The following is a 17,790-nucleotide window of genomic DNA, read 5'->3' on the forward strand; positions in this document are numbered from 1 at the left end:
GAAAATAAGAATTATAAAAAAACTCTTGTCATTATTTTAAAACTATGTAAATATAGGTGTCAAGACAGTTGAAAAGTGTAAAGTAGGAGGCAACAATTATGCCAAGTGCAGATGTCTTAATTATTGGAAGTGGCGTTGCGGCACTTCGTGTTGCAAAAGAGATTTGTCACGAAAAGAATGTGATTATTATCACAAAGGAAACGAATCGTAATAATAATACATATTTAGCGCAAGGTGGAATTGCCGCAGCCGTAGCTACATATGACAATCCAAATGATCATTTTGAAGATACGTTAGTAGCAGGATGTCATTATAACAATGAAGATGCGGTTCGTTATTTAGTTGAAGAAGGACCGAAAGAAATGAATCATCTCATTGAAAATGGAATGAAATTTGATGGTGATGAAACGGGCCCTCACCTTGGAAAAGAAGGTGCACATCGGAAGCGTCGTATTTTACATGCAGGTGGCGATGCAACAGGAAAGAATTTATTAGAGCATTTCATTCAAGAAGTAGCACCGCACGTTACGGTAGTGGAACAGGAAATGGTGCTTGATTTTATTATAGAAAATGAAAAATGTGTTGGAGTTTTAACGCGAGATAGTGAAGGGAAGTTGAAGCGTTATGATGCAGATTATACTGTGCTAGCCTCAGGCGGGGTTGGTGGTTTATACGCCTTTACTTCTAATGATAAAACAATTACGGGTGATGGACTTGCGATGGTATACCGCGCAGGCGGAGAGCTCGTAGATTTAGAGTTTGTACAATTTCATCCAACAATGTTATATGCGGGCGGGCGATGCTGTGGCCTCGTCTCTGAAGCTGTCCGCGGTGAAGGAGCTGTCCTTATAAACGGAAAAGGGCAGCGTTTTATGATGGATATACATCCAGATCATGATCTCGCACCGCGTGATGTAGTGGCAAGAGCGATTCATGAACAGCTTTTGGCGGGTGAAAAAGTGTATTTGAATATCGAGTCTATCCAAAATTTTGAAGAACGTTTTCCGACTGTATCATCATTGTGTAAAAAGAATGGTGTTCATATAAATGAAAAACGCATTCCGGTCGTACCGGGTGCTCATTTCCATATGGGCGGCGTGAAAACAAACTGTGATGGAGAGACGTCCATTCCACATTTATATGCGGTTGGTGAAGTAGCTTGTAACGGTGTTCATGGAGCAAATAGATTAGCGAGTAATTCATTATTAGAAGGTCTTGTGTTTGGAAAAAGAATAGGACAGCATCTTTTAACGAAAGCGACAAAAGACAGATTGAACAACTTTGCTGAGAAGGAAAAGAAGTTTATCGTTCTGAATCATTTGCCGGCGAAAGAAGAAATACAAGAATGTATGATGAAATACGTTGGGATTGTGCGAACAGAACAAAGTTTATCTTATGCAAAGAGATGGCTTAGTAAGTACGGTGTTCGAAATATGATATTGCAACATGATGCTCTTACAAATGAAGAGATAACGATTATGAATATGTTAACAGTTTGTGAGCTTATCGTCGTATCAGCTTTGCAAAGAGAAGAAAGCATTGGTGGCCATTATCGAAGTGATTATCCACATAGAAATAGCGTGAAAAAAGAGATCATTCGGGTGAAAAGAAAACTACAACTTGTGTAATGAGAGGAAGAGGGGCTTTATGAATACGATAAAGGTTAAAGAAGCATTGAATCGATTTTTTCTAGAAGATATAGGAGAAAGAGATGTAACATCTCAGCTTATTTTTCCAGACAATTTACTTTCAAAAGGAACGTTTCTTGCAAAGGATACAGGGGTCTTTGCGGGATGTTTAGTCATTGAAGAAGGGTTTAAATTAATTGATGAGAGAATTGAAGTGGAGCTTCATAAAAAAGATGGAGATCTTGTAGAAAAAGGCGAAATAATTGCAACTGTCCAAGGACCAATCGCATCGTTATTAACGGCAGAGCGCGTTATATTAAACGTTATCCAGCGTATGAGCGGGATAGCGACAATGACATACGAGGCTGTTCGTGCCTTAGATAGTAGCCATACACGTATTTGTGATACGCGAAAAACGATGCCAGGGCTACGTATGTTTGATAAGTATGCAGTCGTGTGCGGAGGCGGATTTAATCACCGTTTCGGCCTATATGACGGTGTCATGATCAAAGATAATCATATTGCTTTTGCTGGTTCTATTACGAAAGCTGTTACATCAGTGAAAGAAAGGTTAGGACATATGGTGAAAGTAGAAGTGGAAACAGAAACAGAGGAGCAAGTGAGAGAAGCTGTAGCTGCTGGTGCAGATATTATTATGTTTGATAACCGTACGCCAGATGAGATTCGGGAGTTTTCAAAGATTGTACCAAGTGCCATCGTTACGGAAGCATCAGGAGGCATTACAATTGAAGATTTATCGAAATACGGAAAAACAGGGGTAGATTATATTTCACTTGGAGCATTAACACATTCAGTGAAAGCACTTGATATTAGTTTCAATATTGAGGCGTAAGGAAAGTGGCTTAGAGGGGGAGAAAGGAATATGAGTATTTTAGAAAAAGTACAACCGATTGAAACGATGTTACCAGAGCGTTATTACACGATGTCAACAGCAGAGATGGAAAAGCGGGTTCGTGAAATTAAAGAAAAAATGGGGGAAACACTATTTATTCCAGGCCATCATTACCAAAAAGATGAAGTGGTACAATTTTCTGATGCAGCAGGAGATTCACTTCAGCTTGCGCAAGTTGCAGCGAGCAATAAAGAGGCGAAATATATTGTATTTTGCGGTGTACACTTTATGGCAGAAACAGCAGATATGTTAACGACAGATGATCAAATCGTTATTTTGCCAGATATGCGTGCAGGGTGTTCGATGGCAGATATGGCAGATATCGAACAAACAGAAAGAGCGTGGAAAGAGCTCACAAAATTATTTGGAGATACAATGATTCCGTTAACATATGTAAACTCTACGGCTGCAATTAAAGCGTTTTGCGGTCGTAATGGCGGAGCAACAGTAACTTCTTCTAATGCTAAACAAATGGTATCTTGGGCGTTCACGCAAAAAGAGCGTCTCGTATTTTTACCAGATCAACATTTAGGAAGAAATACAGCGTACGACTTAGGTATCCCGTTAGATAAAATGGCAGTATGGGATCCACATACTGATTCATTAGAGTACGATGGAGATATAGAAGAAATTCAAGTGATTTTATGGAAAGGACATTGTTCTGTTCATCAAAATTTTACAGTGAAAAACATTGAGAACGTACGGAAAAATCAGCCGGACATGAACATTATTGTACATCCAGAATGTTGCTACGAAGTTGTAGCTGCTTCGGATTATGCAGGTTCAACGAAATATATTATTGATATGATTGAAGCGGCTCCATCCGGAAGTAAATGGGCGATTGGTACAGAAATGAATTTAGTGAACCGAATTATTCAACAACATCCAGATAAAGAAATTGTTTCACTTAACCCCTTTATGTGTCCGTGTTTAACGATGAACCGAATTGACCTACCGCACTTATTATGGGCACTTGAAACGATAGAAAAAGGAGAAGAAATTAACGTTATTAGCGTAGATAAACAAGTGACTGAAGAGGCAGTTCTTGCATTAAATCGTATGTTAGAGCGTGTGTAAAGCAGCGGATTCCCGTTGCTTTTTTTCGTACATATAATCATAACGAGAACAAAATGGGCATACATTGTTTTGAAGAAATCATTGCGATTATCTTATACTTATTCCGCTTCTAATGATATTGAAAATCGAAGAAGTGATACAAGTGAAAAGAGGTTAACGTTATTTAGAAAGGGTTACTTCATGAGATTTGTTACTTATAGATAAGTTATACAGGAGGGGGAAAATTTGAAAATTCATATCGTGCAAAAAGGGGATACCCTTTGGAAAATTGCGAAAAAGTACGGAGTGGATTTTGATACGTTGAAAAAAACAAATACACAACTTAGCAATCCAGATTTAATTATGCCAGGTATGAAAATTAAAGTACCATCAAACAGTGTACACGTAAAACAGCATGCTGGAGCAGGTTCAGCACCTCCAAAACAATACGTAAAAGAAGTGCAACAAAAAGAATTTGCAGCAACGCCAACGCCGCTTGGAATAGAAGACGAGGAAGAAGTTACGTATCAATCAGCACCAATTACGCAGCAGCCTGCTATGCAACAAACACAAAAAGAAGTGCAAGTAAAACCACAGAAGGAAATGCAAGTGAAACCACAAAAAGAAGTACAGGTAAAACCACAGAAGGAAATGCAAGTGAAACCACAAAAAGAAGTACAGGTAAAACCACAGAAGGAAATACAAGTGAAACCGCAAAAAGAGGTGCAAAAAGAACAGCCAATTCAAAAAGAAAAACCAGTTGAAAAACCGTCTGTTATTCAAAAACCACCTGTTATAGAAAAACAAAAACCAGCGGAAAAAGAAAATACGAAGTTTTCGGTAAATGTGTTACCGCAGCCGCCGCAACCACCAATAAAAACGAAAAAAGAATATAAAATTTCAGATGTAATTAAAAAAGGAAGCGAGTTAATTGCTCCTCAAATTAATAAAATGAAACCTAATAACATCATTTCTCCGCAAACGAAAAAAGATAATATAATATCACCACAAGTAAAAAAAGAAAATGTAGGAAACATAGTATCACCACAAGTAAAGAAAGAAAATGTAGGAAATATAGTATCACCGCAAGTGAAGAAAGAAAATGTAGGAAATATAGTATCACCACAAGTAAAGAAAGAAAATGTAGGAAATATAGTATCACCACAAGTAAAGAAAGAAAATGTAGGAAATATAGTATCACCGCAAATAAAGAAAGAAAATATAGGAAACATAGTGTCACCGCAAGTGAAGAAAGAAAATGTAGGAAATATAGTATCGCCGCAAGTGAAGAAAGAAAATGTAGGAAATATAGTGTCACCAAATGTATCGAAAGAAAATATAGTTATTCCGCAAGTAATACCGCCAAATATTCAAGTGCCAAACATAATGCCAATGTTGGATAATAATCAACCACCAAACATAATGCCAATCATGGATAACAATCAACCACCAAACATAATGCCAATCATGGATAACAATCAACCACCAAATATAATGCCAATCATGGATAATAACCCAATACCAAACATAATGCCAATCATGGATAATAACCCAATACCAAACATAATGCCGATCATGGATAACAACCAAATGCCGAACATGATGCCGATCATGGATAACAACCAAATGCCGAACATGATGCCGATCATGGATAACAACCAAATGCCGAACATGATGCCGATCATGGATAACAACCAAATGCCAAATATGATGCCAATCATGGATAACAATCAAATGCCAAATATGATGCCGATTATGGATAACAATCAACCACCGAATGTGATGCCGCCGAATCCGTATTATCAACAACAAAATCCATACTATGGTATGCCGTATCAGCAAGGAGTGCCGTTTGGACCACAGTATACGTCTATGCCAAATCCAAATATGATGCCGATGGATAATAATATGCCGCCGCTTGTGCAAGGCGAGGAAGATTGTGGATGCGGTGGAGAGAGTAGGCTATATAGTCCACAACCTGGAGGGCCACAATACGCGAATCCTTTATATTATCAACCAACTCAATCAGCATATGCACCACAGCCAGGAACGATGTATTATCAACCAGATCCACCAAATGTATTTGGGGAGCCAGTTTCAGAAGAAGAGGATGAAGAAGTTTAAAAAAGGTGGGATTATTCCCACCTTTTTTGTATGTAGATTCATTCTGGAAACGAAAGGTTTACACCAAATGTTAGAAAATCCCCAGTGAAATATTAACAGTGTAAAAACCTGCTCTGTTACTCATCATAAGAGGGAGCTTTTCAGAAGAGAAGTTCATTCTAACAGAGGGGGTTTTTCTATTGAATACGAAAGTAAAAGTGATTGCTGCTTCTTTGTTAGTTACTAGTGCATTAGCTGCATGTGGTACACCAAAAAACAATGCAATGGATGGACGTAACTACAATTACGAGCGTACATCTTATAATGATACACACCAGTATCGTGATAATGTGACGCGTAACGATCGATATACAGACTATGTAACATATAGAAATGGTCGTAACGATACAGGATACAACTATTACCGTGATGTAAATTACAACGGTCAAATTGCTAATCCGCATCCAACACGTAATATTACAATGAACAATTCATACATTAACAATGATGGTAAAACTGCAGAAAGAATTACAAATCGTGTGAAACGTATGAATAACGTAGACCGCGTGTCTACAGTTGTATACGGCAACGATGTAGCGATTGCAGTAAAACCACGTAATACAGTGACAAATGAAACGGCGATGGCGAATGAGATTCGTCAAGCAGTTTCAAATGAAGTTGGAAACAGAAACGTATATGTTTCTGTAAGAAATGATATGTTTACTCGTGTCGATGCAATGAGTACACGTCTACGTAACGGTACAGTTACAAACGATTTTAATCGTGACATAGGAAATATGTTCCGAGACATTCGTTACGGTTTAACTGGTACAGTGCGATAGCAAAATAAAAGAGGAAGGGTAGCCCTTCCTCTTTATTCATCGTTATCCTGTAAACGACGCTTTTTTATAAAATAACTAACGGAGTAAGATACTAAAAAGCATATGAAGAGAATACTGCCTGTTAAAATAGCTTCAAAGAGAGGTCTTTCTGGACTGAAAATAATATAAATAATAGCCATAACACTCCCAACGATAAGGGAGCGAAAGACAAGTTTATAATAAGGAGTTAATTGTATGTCCTTTTCGCTTTCTTCTACATCGATTGAAATGCTTAACTGTAAATAACTAAGCACAATACTCGTAAGAATAAATAATAGCCATAATGGAGATTTCGTCATTTGATCTAGTCCTTCAGTGAATCCAATATAGCCTAAAATTCCAATTATACCAAGTGATTGAAAAAGAAAGGCAATACGTATATTTTTTAATGTTTGCAGAATGAGACGTTCATCTTTTATTTTTTTCACAATATCCATCTCCTGTTTATGATGATTTTGCTGTTATATTAATTGTAACATATATGTTGCATTTATCAATTTATAATTTACATATAATTTACATATAATTTGTTTGGATGAAAGAGGAAATAAAATATTTTTATAAACATGTTGCACTTATACTTTATTAATGTTATATTAGCAAAGCGATGAGCTAATTTACGTAAGACGAGAGATATGCTTAAGTGCTAAACACGCGAATGTGGTCGCCTGGTCTCTCGCCGTAAACGCATCAAGACGCCTGCTTTGCAGGCGTCTTTCATTTTATATGAATGTAATGGGAAGAGTGGAGGAATCCAATCTTCCTTTTTTTATCGAAGAAAAGTCTGAAAATAAAGTTATTTACAACTGCGAATGAAAGAGTTACTATTTAATGGTAATATATTACATGTTATATATAAGGTTGGGATGAATAGGATATGGAGAATTTTGAATGTAGAAATACAGAAGTTGTATTAGAGAAATTTCAGGTCGTAACACCTATATTTCAGGCGTTGGGAGATGAGAATCGTCAGCAAATTATTATGCTGTTATTAGAAAATAAACAGATGAATGTCACGCAAATAACAGATAAAATGGGGATTTCTAGACCAGCTGTTTCGCATCATTTGAAAATTTTAAGACAAGCAGAACTAATTGTAGCGAATCGAAATGGAAAAGAAATTTTTTATTCTATAATAGCCGGAGAATTTTTAAAACAGGTGAAAGATTTAATTCAAGCAATAGAATCAAATTATTAATTTTTTTTAACTAACAAGTAAACAAGTTTAAACTTTTAAACTTGTTTACTTGAAAGGGGTAATAAAAATGAAAAAAATAAATCGTATGTATGTCATTATGTTACTTGTTCCTTTATTTTGGGGTGGGTCTTTTGCAACAGCAGAGCATGTTATTACTGAAATTCCACCGATTACTGCGGCAACAATTCGTTTTGGTTTAGCAGGTTTTATTTTAATAGGCATAGTTTTTATGAAATCTGAGTGGAATACAAGTTTGTTATTAAAGAATTGGAAAGGGTTGTTATTTGTATCATTAACAGGTATTTTTGGCTACAATGTTTTTTTCTTTATGGGACTTAACTATACTTCCACTTTGAATGGCTCGCTTATTATTGCTACAATGCCCGTTTTTGTAACATTAGGAGCAATATTATTTTTTAAAGAGTCTTGGAGTATAAAAGTCGGAATAAGTTTAATGTTGTCTCTTATCGGTGTAATAGTTGTTATTACGAGTGGTTCAATGAATACACTTATGTCTTTGTCATTTAATAAGGGCGATCTTTTATTTATAGCAGCTTTAATCTGCGGGGTGTTATATAGCTTAACAGGAAAAAAAGTTATGAGTGGTGTCTCCCCTTTGTTAACTACAATGAGTATGACGGTATTGGGTACTTTGTTTTTAGCAGGCCTTTCTCTATATGAAGATGGATGGGGAAAGGTTGGGACGTTTTCTTTACAGGGATGGATAGAAATGTTGTATATGGTCATATGCGGGACGTTAATTGGATATATCGTGTTTAATAAAGGAGTAGAAGAGCTAGGTGCAAGCAAAGCGAGTATGTATTTAAATCTAACTCCTATTGTAGCTACTTGTATATCAGTTGTCCTATATGGAGCAGCTGTTACGTGGCAACAAATAGTTGGAATGGCAATCGTATTAATTGGAGTCTATATAGCGACAGTACAATCAAATAAAGATATAAAAAAGCTTTCAAGTAATCAATATGTTTCGAAATAGGTAGAAATCATTGGACTCTATAAGTCTTAATGAGAGTAATCTATGAATTAGGGATAAAACCCCCATTTCCGGAAAAACTACTAATGAAAGTTTGATCATGCCTAAAAGAGGTGAACGGAAATGAAATGGATACTGATTACAATGCAAGCGTTCGTTATGATGTTTTGTTTAGTTTATGAAACGAGTGCAAGGGCGGAAGGGCCAGTACCAGAAGTAACAGAAAAAGAACCGGAAGTTACAATTTTATTAGAGCGCATGTATGTTGATGGAGAAGTAAGTGAAGAAATATTTACAGAAAAAGTAGCGGATTTAGAAAAGTTTTTACAGCAATATAAAGAATGGCAACTCGTTGATCGCGATGATGTACAAATTGTATTACAAAAGAAAGTTGATGATATTTCTCCTTTATTAAAAACGAGTGGTTATTTCGGTGTTTCAGAGGAAGGGATATTACAAATCTTTAAAGGTGTGCCGAAAAGTGATAATGCGATTCATTCCTTTTTTCAAATTGATATGAAAAAGCTAGAGAGTTATGAACGGGCGAAGTTGAAGCGTGGTATTCGTATTAAGTCAAAAGAAGGATTCGTGAAGACAATCGAAAAAATGAAGCAATACGCAGTACAAAGTAAGAAAAAAAGCAGCTCATGGTGAGCTGCTTTTTCTTATTTATTTTTATCTAAAATTTGTTTTGCGATTTCATCAATTAGCATATCTTTTCCGATTGGATTGAAGGCTTTCGTATTGAATATTTCGTTTGATACTTCATATACGTGATTGCTTTTTACTGCCTTATTATCTTTCCAAACGGCACTGTTTTTATAGTCTTCGTACACTTTATCAGCTTCTCCGCCGAAGTTTACAACGAACATTTGGTCAGGCTGGAATGCAACAAGACCTTCTAGCGATACTTGCGCCATCGTTTGTTTTAAATCTGTACCTTTTGTTGCTGGAAGTTTTAAGTCGTTAAAGATGATGTCACCGTACCCGAAGCTACCGTATACACGGAAGTTTTGTGGTGTAACTGCGACGAACATAAAGCTCTCATCTTTTGTTTTCTCTTTAATCTTTTTAGATAAAGAGTCGGCTTTTTTATCGTAGTCTGCAATCCATTTGTCGGCTTTCTTTTCTTCGTCAAATAGTTTACCTACTTCTTTAAACTTACCGCGCCAATCTTCTAAGTTTGTTTCTAGAACAACTGTCGGTGCTACTTTTTCTAGTTGATCATAAATTTTTAATTGACGATTGTTCAAAATAATTAAGTCTGGTTTTAAAGCAGTAACAGCTTCTAAATCAACTTTAGGTGCCCAATACCAACCTACTGCTTTTACTCCGTCTAGCTTTTCTGTCAAATGCTTTTGGATTTTATCTTTATATGTATTTGCTGTACCAACAGGTTTGTGTCCAAGAAGTAATAATTCTTCTGTTGAACCAGATAAATCAACAATTCTCTTTGGATTTACTGGAATTGTAGCTTCCCCTTTAGCGTGTTTTACAACTTTTGTTTTCGGTTGCTCTTTTGCTTTGGATTCTTCCTTTTGAGAAGTACAGCCAACGATAGAAAGAACGACTAGCATGATAGTAAATAAAATAAATACCTTCTGTTTCATCCTGATGTAACCCCTTTAATTAGTATTGATAATCATTATCGACTTCTGTATATTAATGTGCTTCAACCTTTCTGTCAATGGAAAATAACAGAAGTTTCAAATAGAGAACATTTGTTGGGGCAGTCTCGCTTTTCTATCATTAAATATGTTAAAATGGAATACATGATTTAAGAGGGAGAGATTGTATTTTGTTTGAATATGTTACAGGTTACGTGGAGTATGTAGGGCCGGAATATGTCGTAATTGATCATAATGGAATTGGTTATCAAATTTTCACACCGAATCCGTATGTATTTCAAAGAAGTAAGCAAGAAATCCGTGTCTATACATATCATTATGTGAGAGAAGATATTATGGCGCTTTACGGGTTTAAAACACGTGAAGAGCGTTTATTATTTACAAAGTTGTTAGGTGTGTCTGGTATTGGACCAAAAGGCGCTCTTGCAATATTAGCTTCTGGTCAAACAGGACAGGTCGTTCAAGCGATTGAACATGAAGACGAGAAGTTTTTAGTGAAGTTCCCGGGCGTAGGAAAGAAAACAGCGCGCCAAATGATTTTAGATTTAAAAGGAAAACTAGCAGACGTTGTACCAGATGCATTTGTTGATTTATTCTCAGACGAAGAACGTTTTGATGAGAAGAAAGGTTCGTCAGCGGAGCTTGATGAGGCGCTGGAAGCTCTGCGCGCACTTGGATACGCGGAACGAGAAGTTTCTCGCGTTGTACCAGAGTTATTAAAAGAATCATTAACGACGGATCAGTATATTAAAAAGGCACTTAGTCTTTTACTAAATGGTAAGAGGTGAGTATAATGGACGAACGTCTCCTTTCAGGGGAATCTGCATATGAAGATGCGGATTTAGAATATTCATTACGGCCACAGACGCTCCGTCAGTATATTGGCCAAGATAAAGCGAAACATAATTTAGAGGTGTTTATTGAAGCGGCGAAAATGCGTGAAGAAACGTTAGATCACGTGCTTTTATATGGACCACCAGGTCTTGGTAAAACGACGCTTGCGAATATTATTGCCAATGAAATGGGCGTAAATGTTAGAACAACTTCAGGACCGGCAATTGAAAGACCAGGTGATTTAGCAGCTGTATTAACAGCACTTCAGCCAGGGGATGTATTATTTATTGATGAAATTCATCGTTTGCATAGATCAATTGAAGAAGTACTATATCCTGCGATGGAAGATTTTTGTCTTGATATTGTAATTGGAAAAGGACCTTCAGCACGGTCTGTACGATTAGATTTACCGCCATTTACATTAGTTGGAGCAACGACGCGTGCAGGTGCGTTATCAGCGCCGCTTCGTGACCGTTTCGGTGTGCTTTCAAGATTAGAGTATTATACAGTAGATCAGCTTTCTGAGATTGTTGAACGTACAGCAGAAGTATTCGAAGTTGAAATTGACTCGTTAGCCGCACTAGAAATTGCAAGACGTGCTCGTGGTACACCTCGTATTGCAAATCGTTTATTACGACGTGTACGAGATTTTGCACAAGTTCGTGGTAATGGAACGGTTACGATGGAAATTACACAAATGGCATTAGAGCTACTGCAAGTAGATAAATTAGGTCTAGATCATATTGACCATAAATTATTGCTTGGTATTATTGAGAAGTTCCGTGGTGGTCCAGTTGGATTAGAAACGGTTTCGGCAACGATTGGAGAAGAATCTCATACGATTGAAGATGTGTATGAGCCGTATTTATTACAAATTGGCTTTTTACAACGAACGCCAAGGGGTCGAATTGTAACGCCACTTGCATACGAGCATTTCGGAATGGAGATGCCAAAAGTATGACGGAGATGCCAAAGTTGCTTATTACAGCAGGTATCTTACTTATTGTTGTTGGCTTAGCTTGGAAGTTCATTGGAAGGCTTCCAGGCGATATTTTTGTGAAAAAAGGAAACGTTACCTTTTATTTTCCTGTCATCACATGTATTGTGTTAAGTATTGTATTATCTTTTATTATGTATATAATAAATCGATTCAAATAAGAAATAGGTGGATATAGTTATGGATATTAATCTGTTTGATTTTCATTTACCAGAAGAACTTATTGCACAAGTCCCATTAGAAGAGCGTGAAACATCAAGATTAATGGTGTTAGACCGTGAAACAGGCGATATTGAGCATAAACATTTTACGGACATTCTTTCTTACTTACATGAGGGGGATTGCTTAGTTTTAAATGAAACGAAAGTAATGCCTGCTCGTCTGCATGGTGTGAAAGAAGATACAGGCGCACACATTGAAGTACTTCTTTTGAAACAAGAAGAAGGCGATAAGTGGGAGACGCTTGTTAAGCCAGCGAAACGTGTAAAAGAAGGAACTGTTATCTCTTTTGGCGAAGGGAAATTAAAAGCAACTTGCACAGGAACTGCAGATCAAGGTGGACGTCAGCTTGAATTTTCATATGACGGCATCTTCTATGAAATTTTAGATGAACTTGGAGAAATGCCACTTCCTCCATATATTAAAGAGACGCTAGAAGATCGCGATCGCTATCAAACAGTATATGCGAAAGAAATCGGTTCAGCAGCAGCGCCGACTGCAGGACTTCACTTTACAGAAGAGTTACTGGAGAAGTTAAAACAAAAAGGCGTTGAGTTAGCATTTATTACACTTCACGTAGGGCTTGGAACATTTAGACCAGTTTCTGCTGATACGATTGAAGAACACCATATGCACGCAGAATATTACCATATGTCTGAAGAGACGGCGGCATTATTAAACCGTGTAAAAGAGAATGGTGGACGTATCATTACGGTAGGTACGACATCAACTCGTACGTTAGAGACAATTGCGACAGATCATGATGGCAAGCTTTGTGCTGCTTCTGGCTGGACAGACATTTTTATGTATCCAGGTTACGAATTTAAAGCAATTGATGGTTTAATTACAAACTTCCATTTACCGAAATCAACATTAATTATGCTTGTAAGTGCATTTGCAAACAGAGATAATGTACTTCATGCTTATAATGAAGCAGTAAAAGAAAAATATCGTTTCTTTAGCTTTGGTGATGCAATGTTCGTTGCCTCTCACGCTAAAATGGGAAACAAATAAAAGGAGTAAATTATGACAGCAATTCGTTATGAATTTATTAAAACTTGTAAACAAACAGGTGCCCGTTTAGGACGTGTACATACGCCGCACGGTTCATTTGATACACCAACATTTATGCCAGTTGGTACACTTGCAACAGTTAAGACAATGTCACCAGAAGAATTAAAAGCAATGGATTCTGGCATTATTTTAAGTAATACGTATCATTTATGGCTACGTCCAGGTCACGAAATCATTCGTGAAGCAGGCGGTTTGCATAAATTTATGAACTGGGATCGTGCAATCTTAACGGACTCTGGTGGTTTCCAAGTATTCAGTTTAAGTGACTTCCGTCGCATTGAAGAGGAAGGCGTTCATTTCCGTAACCACTTAAATGGAGATAAATTATTCTTATCACCAGAAAAAGCGATGGAAATTCAAAATGCATTAGGTTCAGATATTATGATGGCATTTGATGAGTGTCCACCATTCCCAGCTACTTTTGAATATATGAAGAAATCTGTAGAGCGTACAAGCCGCTGGGCAGAGCGTTGCTTAAAAGCACATGAACGTCCACAAGATCAAGGGTTATTTGGTATTGTACAGGGCGGAGAGTTCGAGGAGCTTCGCCGTCAAAGTGCAAAAGACCTTGTTTCAATGGACTTCCCTGGTTACGCGGTAGGTGGTTTATCTGTAGGTGAGCCGAAAGATATTATGAACCGTGTACTTGAGTTTACAACACCACTTCTTCCAGATAATAAGCCACGTTACTTAATGGGAGTAGGTTCTCCTGACTCATTAATCGATGGTGCAATTCGTGGTATCGATATGTTTGACTGCGTACTTCCAACTCGTATCGCTCGAAATGGTACATGTATGACAAGTGAAGGCCGTCTAGTTGTCAAAAATGCGAAATTCGCAAGAGACTTCGGTCCGCTTGATCCAAACTGTGATTGCTACACATGTAAAAATTACTCTCGTGCGTACATTCGTCACTTAATGAAATGTGATGAAACGTTCGGAATTCGTTTAACGTCTTATCACAACCTTCATTTTCTGTTAAACTTAATGGAGCAGGTGAGACAAGCTATTCGTGAAGACCGTCTTGGCGATTTCCGCGAAGAATTCTTTGAACAGTATGGCTTTAATAAACCGAATGCTAAAAACTTCTAATACATAATTTAAAAGGAGGAACAAAAGATGAATCCAGGTATGATGAATATCGTTATGATCGTTGCGATGTTTGCGATTTTCTATTTCTTATTAATTCGCCCGCAACAAAAACGTCAAAAAGCAGTTGCTCAAATGCAAAGTGAGTTAAAAAAAGGTGATGCTATCGTAACAATCGGTGGTTTACACGGTACAATCGAATCAGTAGATGAAACGAAAATTGTTATTAAATCTGGTGGCTCACACTTAACTTTCGATCGTAATGCGATTCGTGAAGTTGTGAAAAACTAATGAGGAAGGCCCTGCATGAAATGTGCAGGGCTTTTTTTAGTTATTTTGTTTGGACATATTTACACCGAAAATGCCACCGAGTGTACTCGCGCCCATTAATGCTAATTGATAAAGTAACTGTGAGTTCGATAAAGTTTGAGAGAAACCTAAATAGTTAACTAGAAAAACAAGTATAGTGAATGTAAGTCCTGTTGTGAAGCCTACTAGCCAACCTTTCCCTTGTGCTTTTTTGCCGGCAGTAAACCCGGATATAAGCATAGATAAAAGTGCTAGTATAAAAATAGTAACAGCTAATGTTCCTTCATTCATATCTGTAAATTTTAATAAAAGAGCCATAATCATGCTAGTAACTGTTGCGAGAATTAATAGGATAACGATACCGAAGCCGATTGCAGTTGATAATTTTTTCGTTCCATCCATTTATACATTCCCCCTTTTTAATACAAGCATATTTTCCTTTTGCCTAAGTTAGACTATTTTCTTTTTTATAGGGGAGTCTATACGTAAAAAGGAGATGTAGAAATGGAATGGGTATCAATCATTGGCCGGACGATGCTGTTGTATATCATCATCTTAATTATTTTTCGTCTTATGGGTAAACGTGAAATTGGAGAGCTAAGTGTATTAGATTTAGTCGTATTCATTATGCTTGGTGAAATGGCAGTAGTCGCAATTGAAAATACCGATAAATCACTTTGGCACCAATTAGTTCCGATGACGTTTCTTATGTGTATACAAATTATTTTGTCAGTTATTTCGTTAAAGTATCAACGCTTTCGGCATTTAATAGAAGGTGAGCCAGCCATTCTTGTAAATGCAGGAAAGATTGATGAAAAGAAGATGAGAAAGCAACGTTATAATATAGATGATTTAATGATGCAATTAAGGGAACAAGGAGTTGGAGATATCCGGGATGTAGAATACGCTATTTTAGAACCATCTGGGAAGTTATCTGTCTTTCAAAAACAAAAAGGTGGGCAGGATGCATTGCAGTTTACGCTTCCCCTTATTATCGATGGAGAAATTCAATCTAATCATTTACAAATGATTGAACATACAGATGAGTGGCTTGTTGAAAAATTAAAAAACTTAGGCTATAACGATGTAACAAAAATTTTATACTGTAGCTTTCAAAATGGACAATTTTTTGTTGATTTGAAAGAAAACTAGAGGCTTACTATACGACATAGTAAGCCCGTTTACTTCAAAAATGAAAGTTTTCGAATGATAGGGAGACGACTTAACTCTTCTTTTCGAATGAGCTTGAAAATGAAGAGGAGCACAATATAAACGAGTGTTGTTAAAGTGATTTCCCATAATGTTTGTATGCCAAGTGAATGAGAGAAAACTATATACTTATGAAGGTAAAAACCGAAGGAGCCTGCGATACCGATGGCAAGTCCGCCAAAAATATAGTCTTTTGCGTAAATGGTAAATGTAATTTTCTTTAAAACAGTAGCGTAATGAAGAAATGTTACCGTTACGATATTTGCTGCAATTGCAAGGGCAACCCCCATCATTTGAAACTCTGGCCTTGAGGCTAGTACGAAAATAACGATTAATTTCACGATTGCACCAATAAACGTATTCATCATGGCCGCACGTGCTAAGTTTAAAGCTTGTAAAACAGAGGTAAGTGGACTTTGAAAATAATGAAATAAAAAGCAAGGTGCAAGAAGCTGGATGAACGCTGTTGCACTATCCGATCCATACATAAGAGTTAAAACAGGAGAAGCAAATACGTATAATATAACGACTGACCACCCGCCAGTAATGAGTGAGATCCGAAGAGCTTGTTGTAAGCGGTGTTCTACTAATTTATGTTGTCTTTTTGCCATTGCCTCGCTAATAGATGGAACAAGTGCTGTCGAAAGAGCGTATGTAATAAAGGCTGGCAGTGAAAGAAGGGGGAATGCATACCCGTTTAATATACCGTATTGCTGAGTTGCGACGGAGGCAGCAACGCCGGCAATCGCTAAGCTTTGCATAACGACGATAGGTTCAAAAAAATAGGAAACGGAACCGATTAAACGACTTCCTGTAGTTGGAAGTGCAATATCCATAAGAGAATAAAATGTCCCTTTGCTTTCTTTTACAGTAGTGAAAAATCCAGAGCGTATAGATAAATGTTTTTCACGCTGGAATAAAGTGAGTAAAAATAATAACGATGCCACTTCACCGAGAACGGCTGATAACATAGCGCCAGCTGCAGCATATTCTACGCCGTAAGGTAAAAATAATTGAATACATATAGCGATAATTGTAATGCGGACAATTTGTTCTATAACTTGGGCGTAAGCGCTAGGTTTCATATTTTGTTTCCCTTGGAAATAGCCGCGTAAAACAGAAGAAACAGCAATAACAGGAACGACAGGCAAAATGGCCATTAATGGATAATACGTTCGTTCATCAGTTAATAATGTTTTTGCTAAAATAGGTGTGAGGAGCATAATTCCAATTGTTAAAATGATACTAATAACGGATGTAACAGCTAATGATACGGTTAATATTTTTTTAACTTTTTGTTTATCATTCACAGCTTCTGCTTCTGCTACAAATTTTGCGATTGCGACAGGAAGACCGATTTGTGTTAATGTAATTGCTAGAATAAATGTAGGGACGGCCATCATATAAAGGCCAACGCCTTCTTCTCCTAAAATACGTGCCATTACAATACGATTAATAAATCCTAGAATTTTGGTAATAAAGCCGGCTATCATTAAAATAAATGCGCCTTTTAAAAAGCTTTGTCTCGTCATGGTCTTCTCCTACCTTCTCAAAATCAGTGGAATGATTTACAATAATTTATATGCACGTACGAGACAAGAATGACAAGCATTTAAGAGAGTGCTCTTGAAAGTAGTTATTGCTGTCCATTAGAGCGG

The 17,790-nt window shown here is 37.0% G+C and carries 18 protein-coding genes and 1 pseudogene; 15 read left to right on the plus strand and 4 right to left on the minus strand.

Going from position 1 to position 17,790, the window contains the following annotated elements; genetic code table 11:
* Window positions 1-98: 98 nt before the first annotated feature.
* The 5 genes and pseudogenes from nadB to ACTFRS_RS13350 all read left to right on the plus strand — a co-directional run bounded on the left by nadB (window position 99) and on the right by ACTFRS_RS13350 (window position 6,542).
* On the plus strand, window positions 99-1,628 hold the full coding sequence (nadB, locus tag ACTFRS_RS13330) for an L-aspartate oxidase (RefSeq protein ID WP_440024845.1): 1,530 nt from the start codon (window positions 99-101) through the stop codon (window positions 1,626-1,628).
* Between the two features lie 19 nt (window positions 1,629-1,647).
* A complete protein-coding gene (nadC, locus tag ACTFRS_RS13335; protein ID WP_139866533.1) occupies window positions 1,648-2,481 on the plus strand; it encodes a carboxylating nicotinate-nucleotide diphosphorylase in 834 nt (277 codons plus the stop codon).
* Window positions 2,482-2,511: 30 nt separating this feature from the next.
* A complete protein-coding gene (gene nadA / locus ACTFRS_RS13340) occupies window positions 2,512-3,618 on the plus strand; it encodes a quinolinate synthase NadA (protein ID WP_139866534.1) in 1,107 nt (368 codons plus the stop codon).
* 225 nt (window positions 3,619-3,843) lie between these two features.
* A pseudogene (gene safA / locus ACTFRS_RS13345) lies at window positions 3,844-4,000 on the plus strand (SafA/ExsA family spore coat assembly protein); the annotation flags it as partial.
* Window positions 4,001-5,900: 1,900 nt separating this feature from the next.
* Entirely contained in the window at window positions 5,901-6,542 is a 642-nt protein-coding gene (locus ACTFRS_RS13350; RefSeq protein WP_139866536.1) for a YhcN/YlaJ family sporulation lipoprotein, read from the plus strand.
* Window positions 6,543-6,574: 32 nt separating this feature from the next.
* Here ACTFRS_RS13350 and ACTFRS_RS13355 read toward each other — a convergent pair whose 3' ends face one another.
* A complete protein-coding gene (locus tag ACTFRS_RS13355; protein ID WP_242294140.1) occupies window positions 6,575-7,009 on the minus strand; it encodes a branched-chain amino acid ABC transporter substrate-binding protein in 435 nt (144 codons plus the stop codon).
* A gap of 449 nt (window positions 7,010-7,458) precedes the next feature.
* Between ACTFRS_RS13355 and ACTFRS_RS13360 the strand changes: the two genes are divergently transcribed.
* The 3 genes from ACTFRS_RS13360 to ACTFRS_RS13370 all read left to right on the plus strand — a co-directional run bounded on the left by ACTFRS_RS13360 (window position 7,459) and on the right by ACTFRS_RS13370 (window position 9,427).
* The gene (locus ACTFRS_RS13360) at window positions 7,459-7,779 is read left to right on the plus strand and encodes an ArsR/SmtB family transcription factor (protein WP_139866538.1); all 321 of its coding nucleotides are present in this window, start codon (window positions 7,459-7,461) and stop codon (window positions 7,777-7,779) included.
* Between the two features lie 67 nt (window positions 7,780-7,846).
* On the plus strand, window positions 7,847-8,776 hold the full coding sequence (locus ACTFRS_RS13365) for a DMT family transporter (RefSeq protein ID WP_139866540.1): 930 nt from the start codon (window positions 7,847-7,849) through the stop codon (window positions 8,774-8,776).
* A gap of 120 nt (window positions 8,777-8,896) precedes the next feature.
* Window positions 8,897-9,427, plus strand: coding sequence for a BofC C-terminal domain-containing protein (locus ACTFRS_RS13370; RefSeq protein WP_139866541.1), 531 nt, complete (start codon window positions 8,897-8,899; stop codon window positions 9,425-9,427).
* Between the two features lie 11 nt (window positions 9,428-9,438).
* On the opposite strand, the gene ACTFRS_RS13375 is transcribed toward ACTFRS_RS13370, so the two are convergent.
* Window positions 9,439-10,383 carry an iron-hydroxamate ABC transporter substrate-binding protein gene (locus ACTFRS_RS13375; RefSeq protein ID WP_440024841.1) on the minus strand — a complete coding sequence of 315 codons (945 nt, stop codon included), beginning with the start codon at window positions 10,381-10,383 and terminating at the stop codon, window positions 9,439-9,441.
* 188 nt (window positions 10,384-10,571) lie between these two features.
* Here ACTFRS_RS13375 and ruvA point away from each other — a divergent pair, with 188 nt between their 5' ends.
* The 6 genes from ruvA to yajC are packed head-to-tail and all read left to right on the plus strand — an operon-like array spanning window position 10,572 to window position 14,905.
* Window positions 10,572-11,189 (plus strand): Holliday junction DNA helicase RuvA, encoded by a 618-nt coding sequence (ruvA, locus tag ACTFRS_RS13380; protein WP_000464508.1) that lies wholly within the window; start codon window positions 10,572-10,574, stop codon window positions 11,187-11,189.
* Between the two features lie 5 nt (window positions 11,190-11,194).
* Window positions 11,195-12,196 carry a Holliday junction branch migration DNA helicase RuvB gene (gene ruvB, locus ACTFRS_RS13385; protein WP_046197784.1) on the plus strand — a complete coding sequence of 334 codons (1,002 nt, stop codon included), beginning with the start codon at window positions 11,195-11,197 and terminating at the stop codon, window positions 12,194-12,196.
* On the plus strand, window positions 12,193-12,393 hold the full coding sequence (locus ACTFRS_RS13390) for a DUF2905 domain-containing protein (protein WP_000138163.1): 201 nt from the start codon (window positions 12,193-12,195) through the stop codon (window positions 12,391-12,393). Before ruvB ends, ACTFRS_RS13390 begins: the two co-directional genes overlap by 4 nt.
* 19 nt (window positions 12,394-12,412) lie before the next feature.
* Entirely contained in the window at window positions 12,413-13,465 is a 1,053-nt protein-coding gene (gene queA, locus ACTFRS_RS13395; RefSeq protein WP_000354028.1) for a tRNA preQ1(34) S-adenosylmethionine ribosyltransferase-isomerase QueA, read from the plus strand.
* A 12-nt stretch (window positions 13,466-13,477) separates the two neighbouring features.
* Entirely contained in the window at window positions 13,478-14,617 is a 1,140-nt protein-coding gene (tgt, locus tag ACTFRS_RS13400) for a tRNA guanosine(34) transglycosylase Tgt (protein WP_000125362.1), read from the plus strand.
* Window positions 14,618-14,644: 27 nt separating this feature from the next.
* Window positions 14,645-14,905 carry a preprotein translocase subunit YajC gene (gene yajC, locus ACTFRS_RS13405; RefSeq protein ID WP_001068066.1) on the plus strand — a complete coding sequence of 87 codons (261 nt, stop codon included), beginning with the start codon at window positions 14,645-14,647 and terminating at the stop codon, window positions 14,903-14,905.
* A gap of 36 nt (window positions 14,906-14,941) precedes the next feature.
* Here yajC and ACTFRS_RS13410 read toward each other — a convergent pair whose 3' ends face one another.
* Window positions 14,942-15,325, minus strand: a complete 384-nt coding sequence (locus tag ACTFRS_RS13410) for a TIGR04086 family membrane protein (protein ID WP_014893502.1) — start codon at window positions 15,323-15,325, stop codon at window positions 14,942-14,944.
* Window positions 15,326-15,427: 102 nt separating this feature from the next.
* Between ACTFRS_RS13410 and ACTFRS_RS13415 the strand changes: the two genes are divergently transcribed.
* A complete protein-coding gene (locus ACTFRS_RS13415; RefSeq protein WP_000455381.1) occupies window positions 15,428-16,075 on the plus strand; it encodes a DUF421 domain-containing protein in 648 nt (215 codons plus the stop codon).
* Window positions 16,076-16,104: 29 nt separating this feature from the next.
* Here the strand turns inward: ACTFRS_RS13415 and spoVB are convergent, their stop codons facing one another.
* Window positions 16,105-17,664 carry a stage V sporulation protein B gene (gene spoVB / locus ACTFRS_RS13420; RefSeq protein ID WP_000198281.1) on the minus strand — a complete coding sequence of 520 codons (1,560 nt, stop codon included), beginning with the start codon at window positions 17,662-17,664 and terminating at the stop codon, window positions 16,105-16,107.
* Window positions 17,665-17,790 lie beyond the last annotated feature (126 nt).

The sequence above is a fragment of the Bacillus cereus group sp. MYBK139-1 genome (assembly GCF_051916915.1).
Classification (GTDB): domain Bacteria; phylum Bacillota; class Bacilli; order Bacillales; family Bacillaceae_G; genus Bacillus_A; species Bacillus_A pacificus.

Excerpts from the sequence above, each read along its gene's own strand:
- nadB (WP_440024845.1), top strand. The coding sequence starts at position 99 with ATGCCAAGTGCAGATGTCTTAATTATTGGAAGTGGCGTTGCGGCACTT.
- queA (WP_000354028.1), top strand. The coding sequence starts at position 12,413 with ATGGATATTAATCTGTTTGATTTTCATTTACCAGAAGAACTTATTGCA.
- spoVB (WP_000198281.1), bottom strand. The coding sequence starts at position 17,664 with ATGACGAGACAAAGCTTTTTAAAAGGCGCATTTATTTTAATGATAGCC.
- ruvB (WP_046197784.1), top strand. The coding sequence starts at position 11,195 with ATGGACGAACGTCTCCTTTCAGGGGAATCTGCATATGAAGATGCGGAT.
- nadC (WP_139866533.1), top strand. The coding sequence starts at position 1,648 with ATGAATACGATAAAGGTTAAAGAAGCATTGAATCGATTTTTTCTAGAA.
- yajC (WP_001068066.1), top strand. The coding sequence starts at position 14,645 with ATGAATCCAGGTATGATGAATATCGTTATGATCGTTGCGATGTTTGCG.
- ACTFRS_RS13360 (WP_139866538.1), top strand. The coding sequence starts at position 7,459 with ATGGAGAATTTTGAATGTAGAAATACAGAAGTTGTATTAGAGAAATTT.
- ACTFRS_RS13390 (WP_000138163.1), top strand. The coding sequence starts at position 12,193 with ATGACGGAGATGCCAAAGTTGCTTATTACAGCAGGTATCTTACTTATT.
- tgt (WP_000125362.1), top strand. The coding sequence starts at position 13,478 with ATGACAGCAATTCGTTATGAATTTATTAAAACTTGTAAACAAACAGGT.
- ACTFRS_RS13370 (WP_139866541.1), top strand. The coding sequence starts at position 8,897 with ATGAAATGGATACTGATTACAATGCAAGCGTTCGTTATGATGTTTTGT.
- nadA (WP_139866534.1), top strand. The coding sequence starts at position 2,512 with ATGAGTATTTTAGAAAAAGTACAACCGATTGAAACGATGTTACCAGAG.
- ACTFRS_RS13365 (WP_139866540.1), top strand. The coding sequence starts at position 7,847 with ATGAAAAAAATAAATCGTATGTATGTCATTATGTTACTTGTTCCTTTA.
- ACTFRS_RS13375 (WP_440024841.1), bottom strand. The coding sequence starts at position 10,383 with ATGAAACAGAAGGTATTTATTTTATTTACTATCATGCTAGTCGTTCTT.
- ACTFRS_RS13415 (WP_000455381.1), top strand. The coding sequence starts at position 15,428 with ATGGAATGGGTATCAATCATTGGCCGGACGATGCTGTTGTATATCATC.
- ACTFRS_RS13410 (WP_014893502.1), bottom strand. The coding sequence starts at position 15,325 with ATGGATGGAACGAAAAAATTATCAACTGCAATCGGCTTCGGTATCGTT.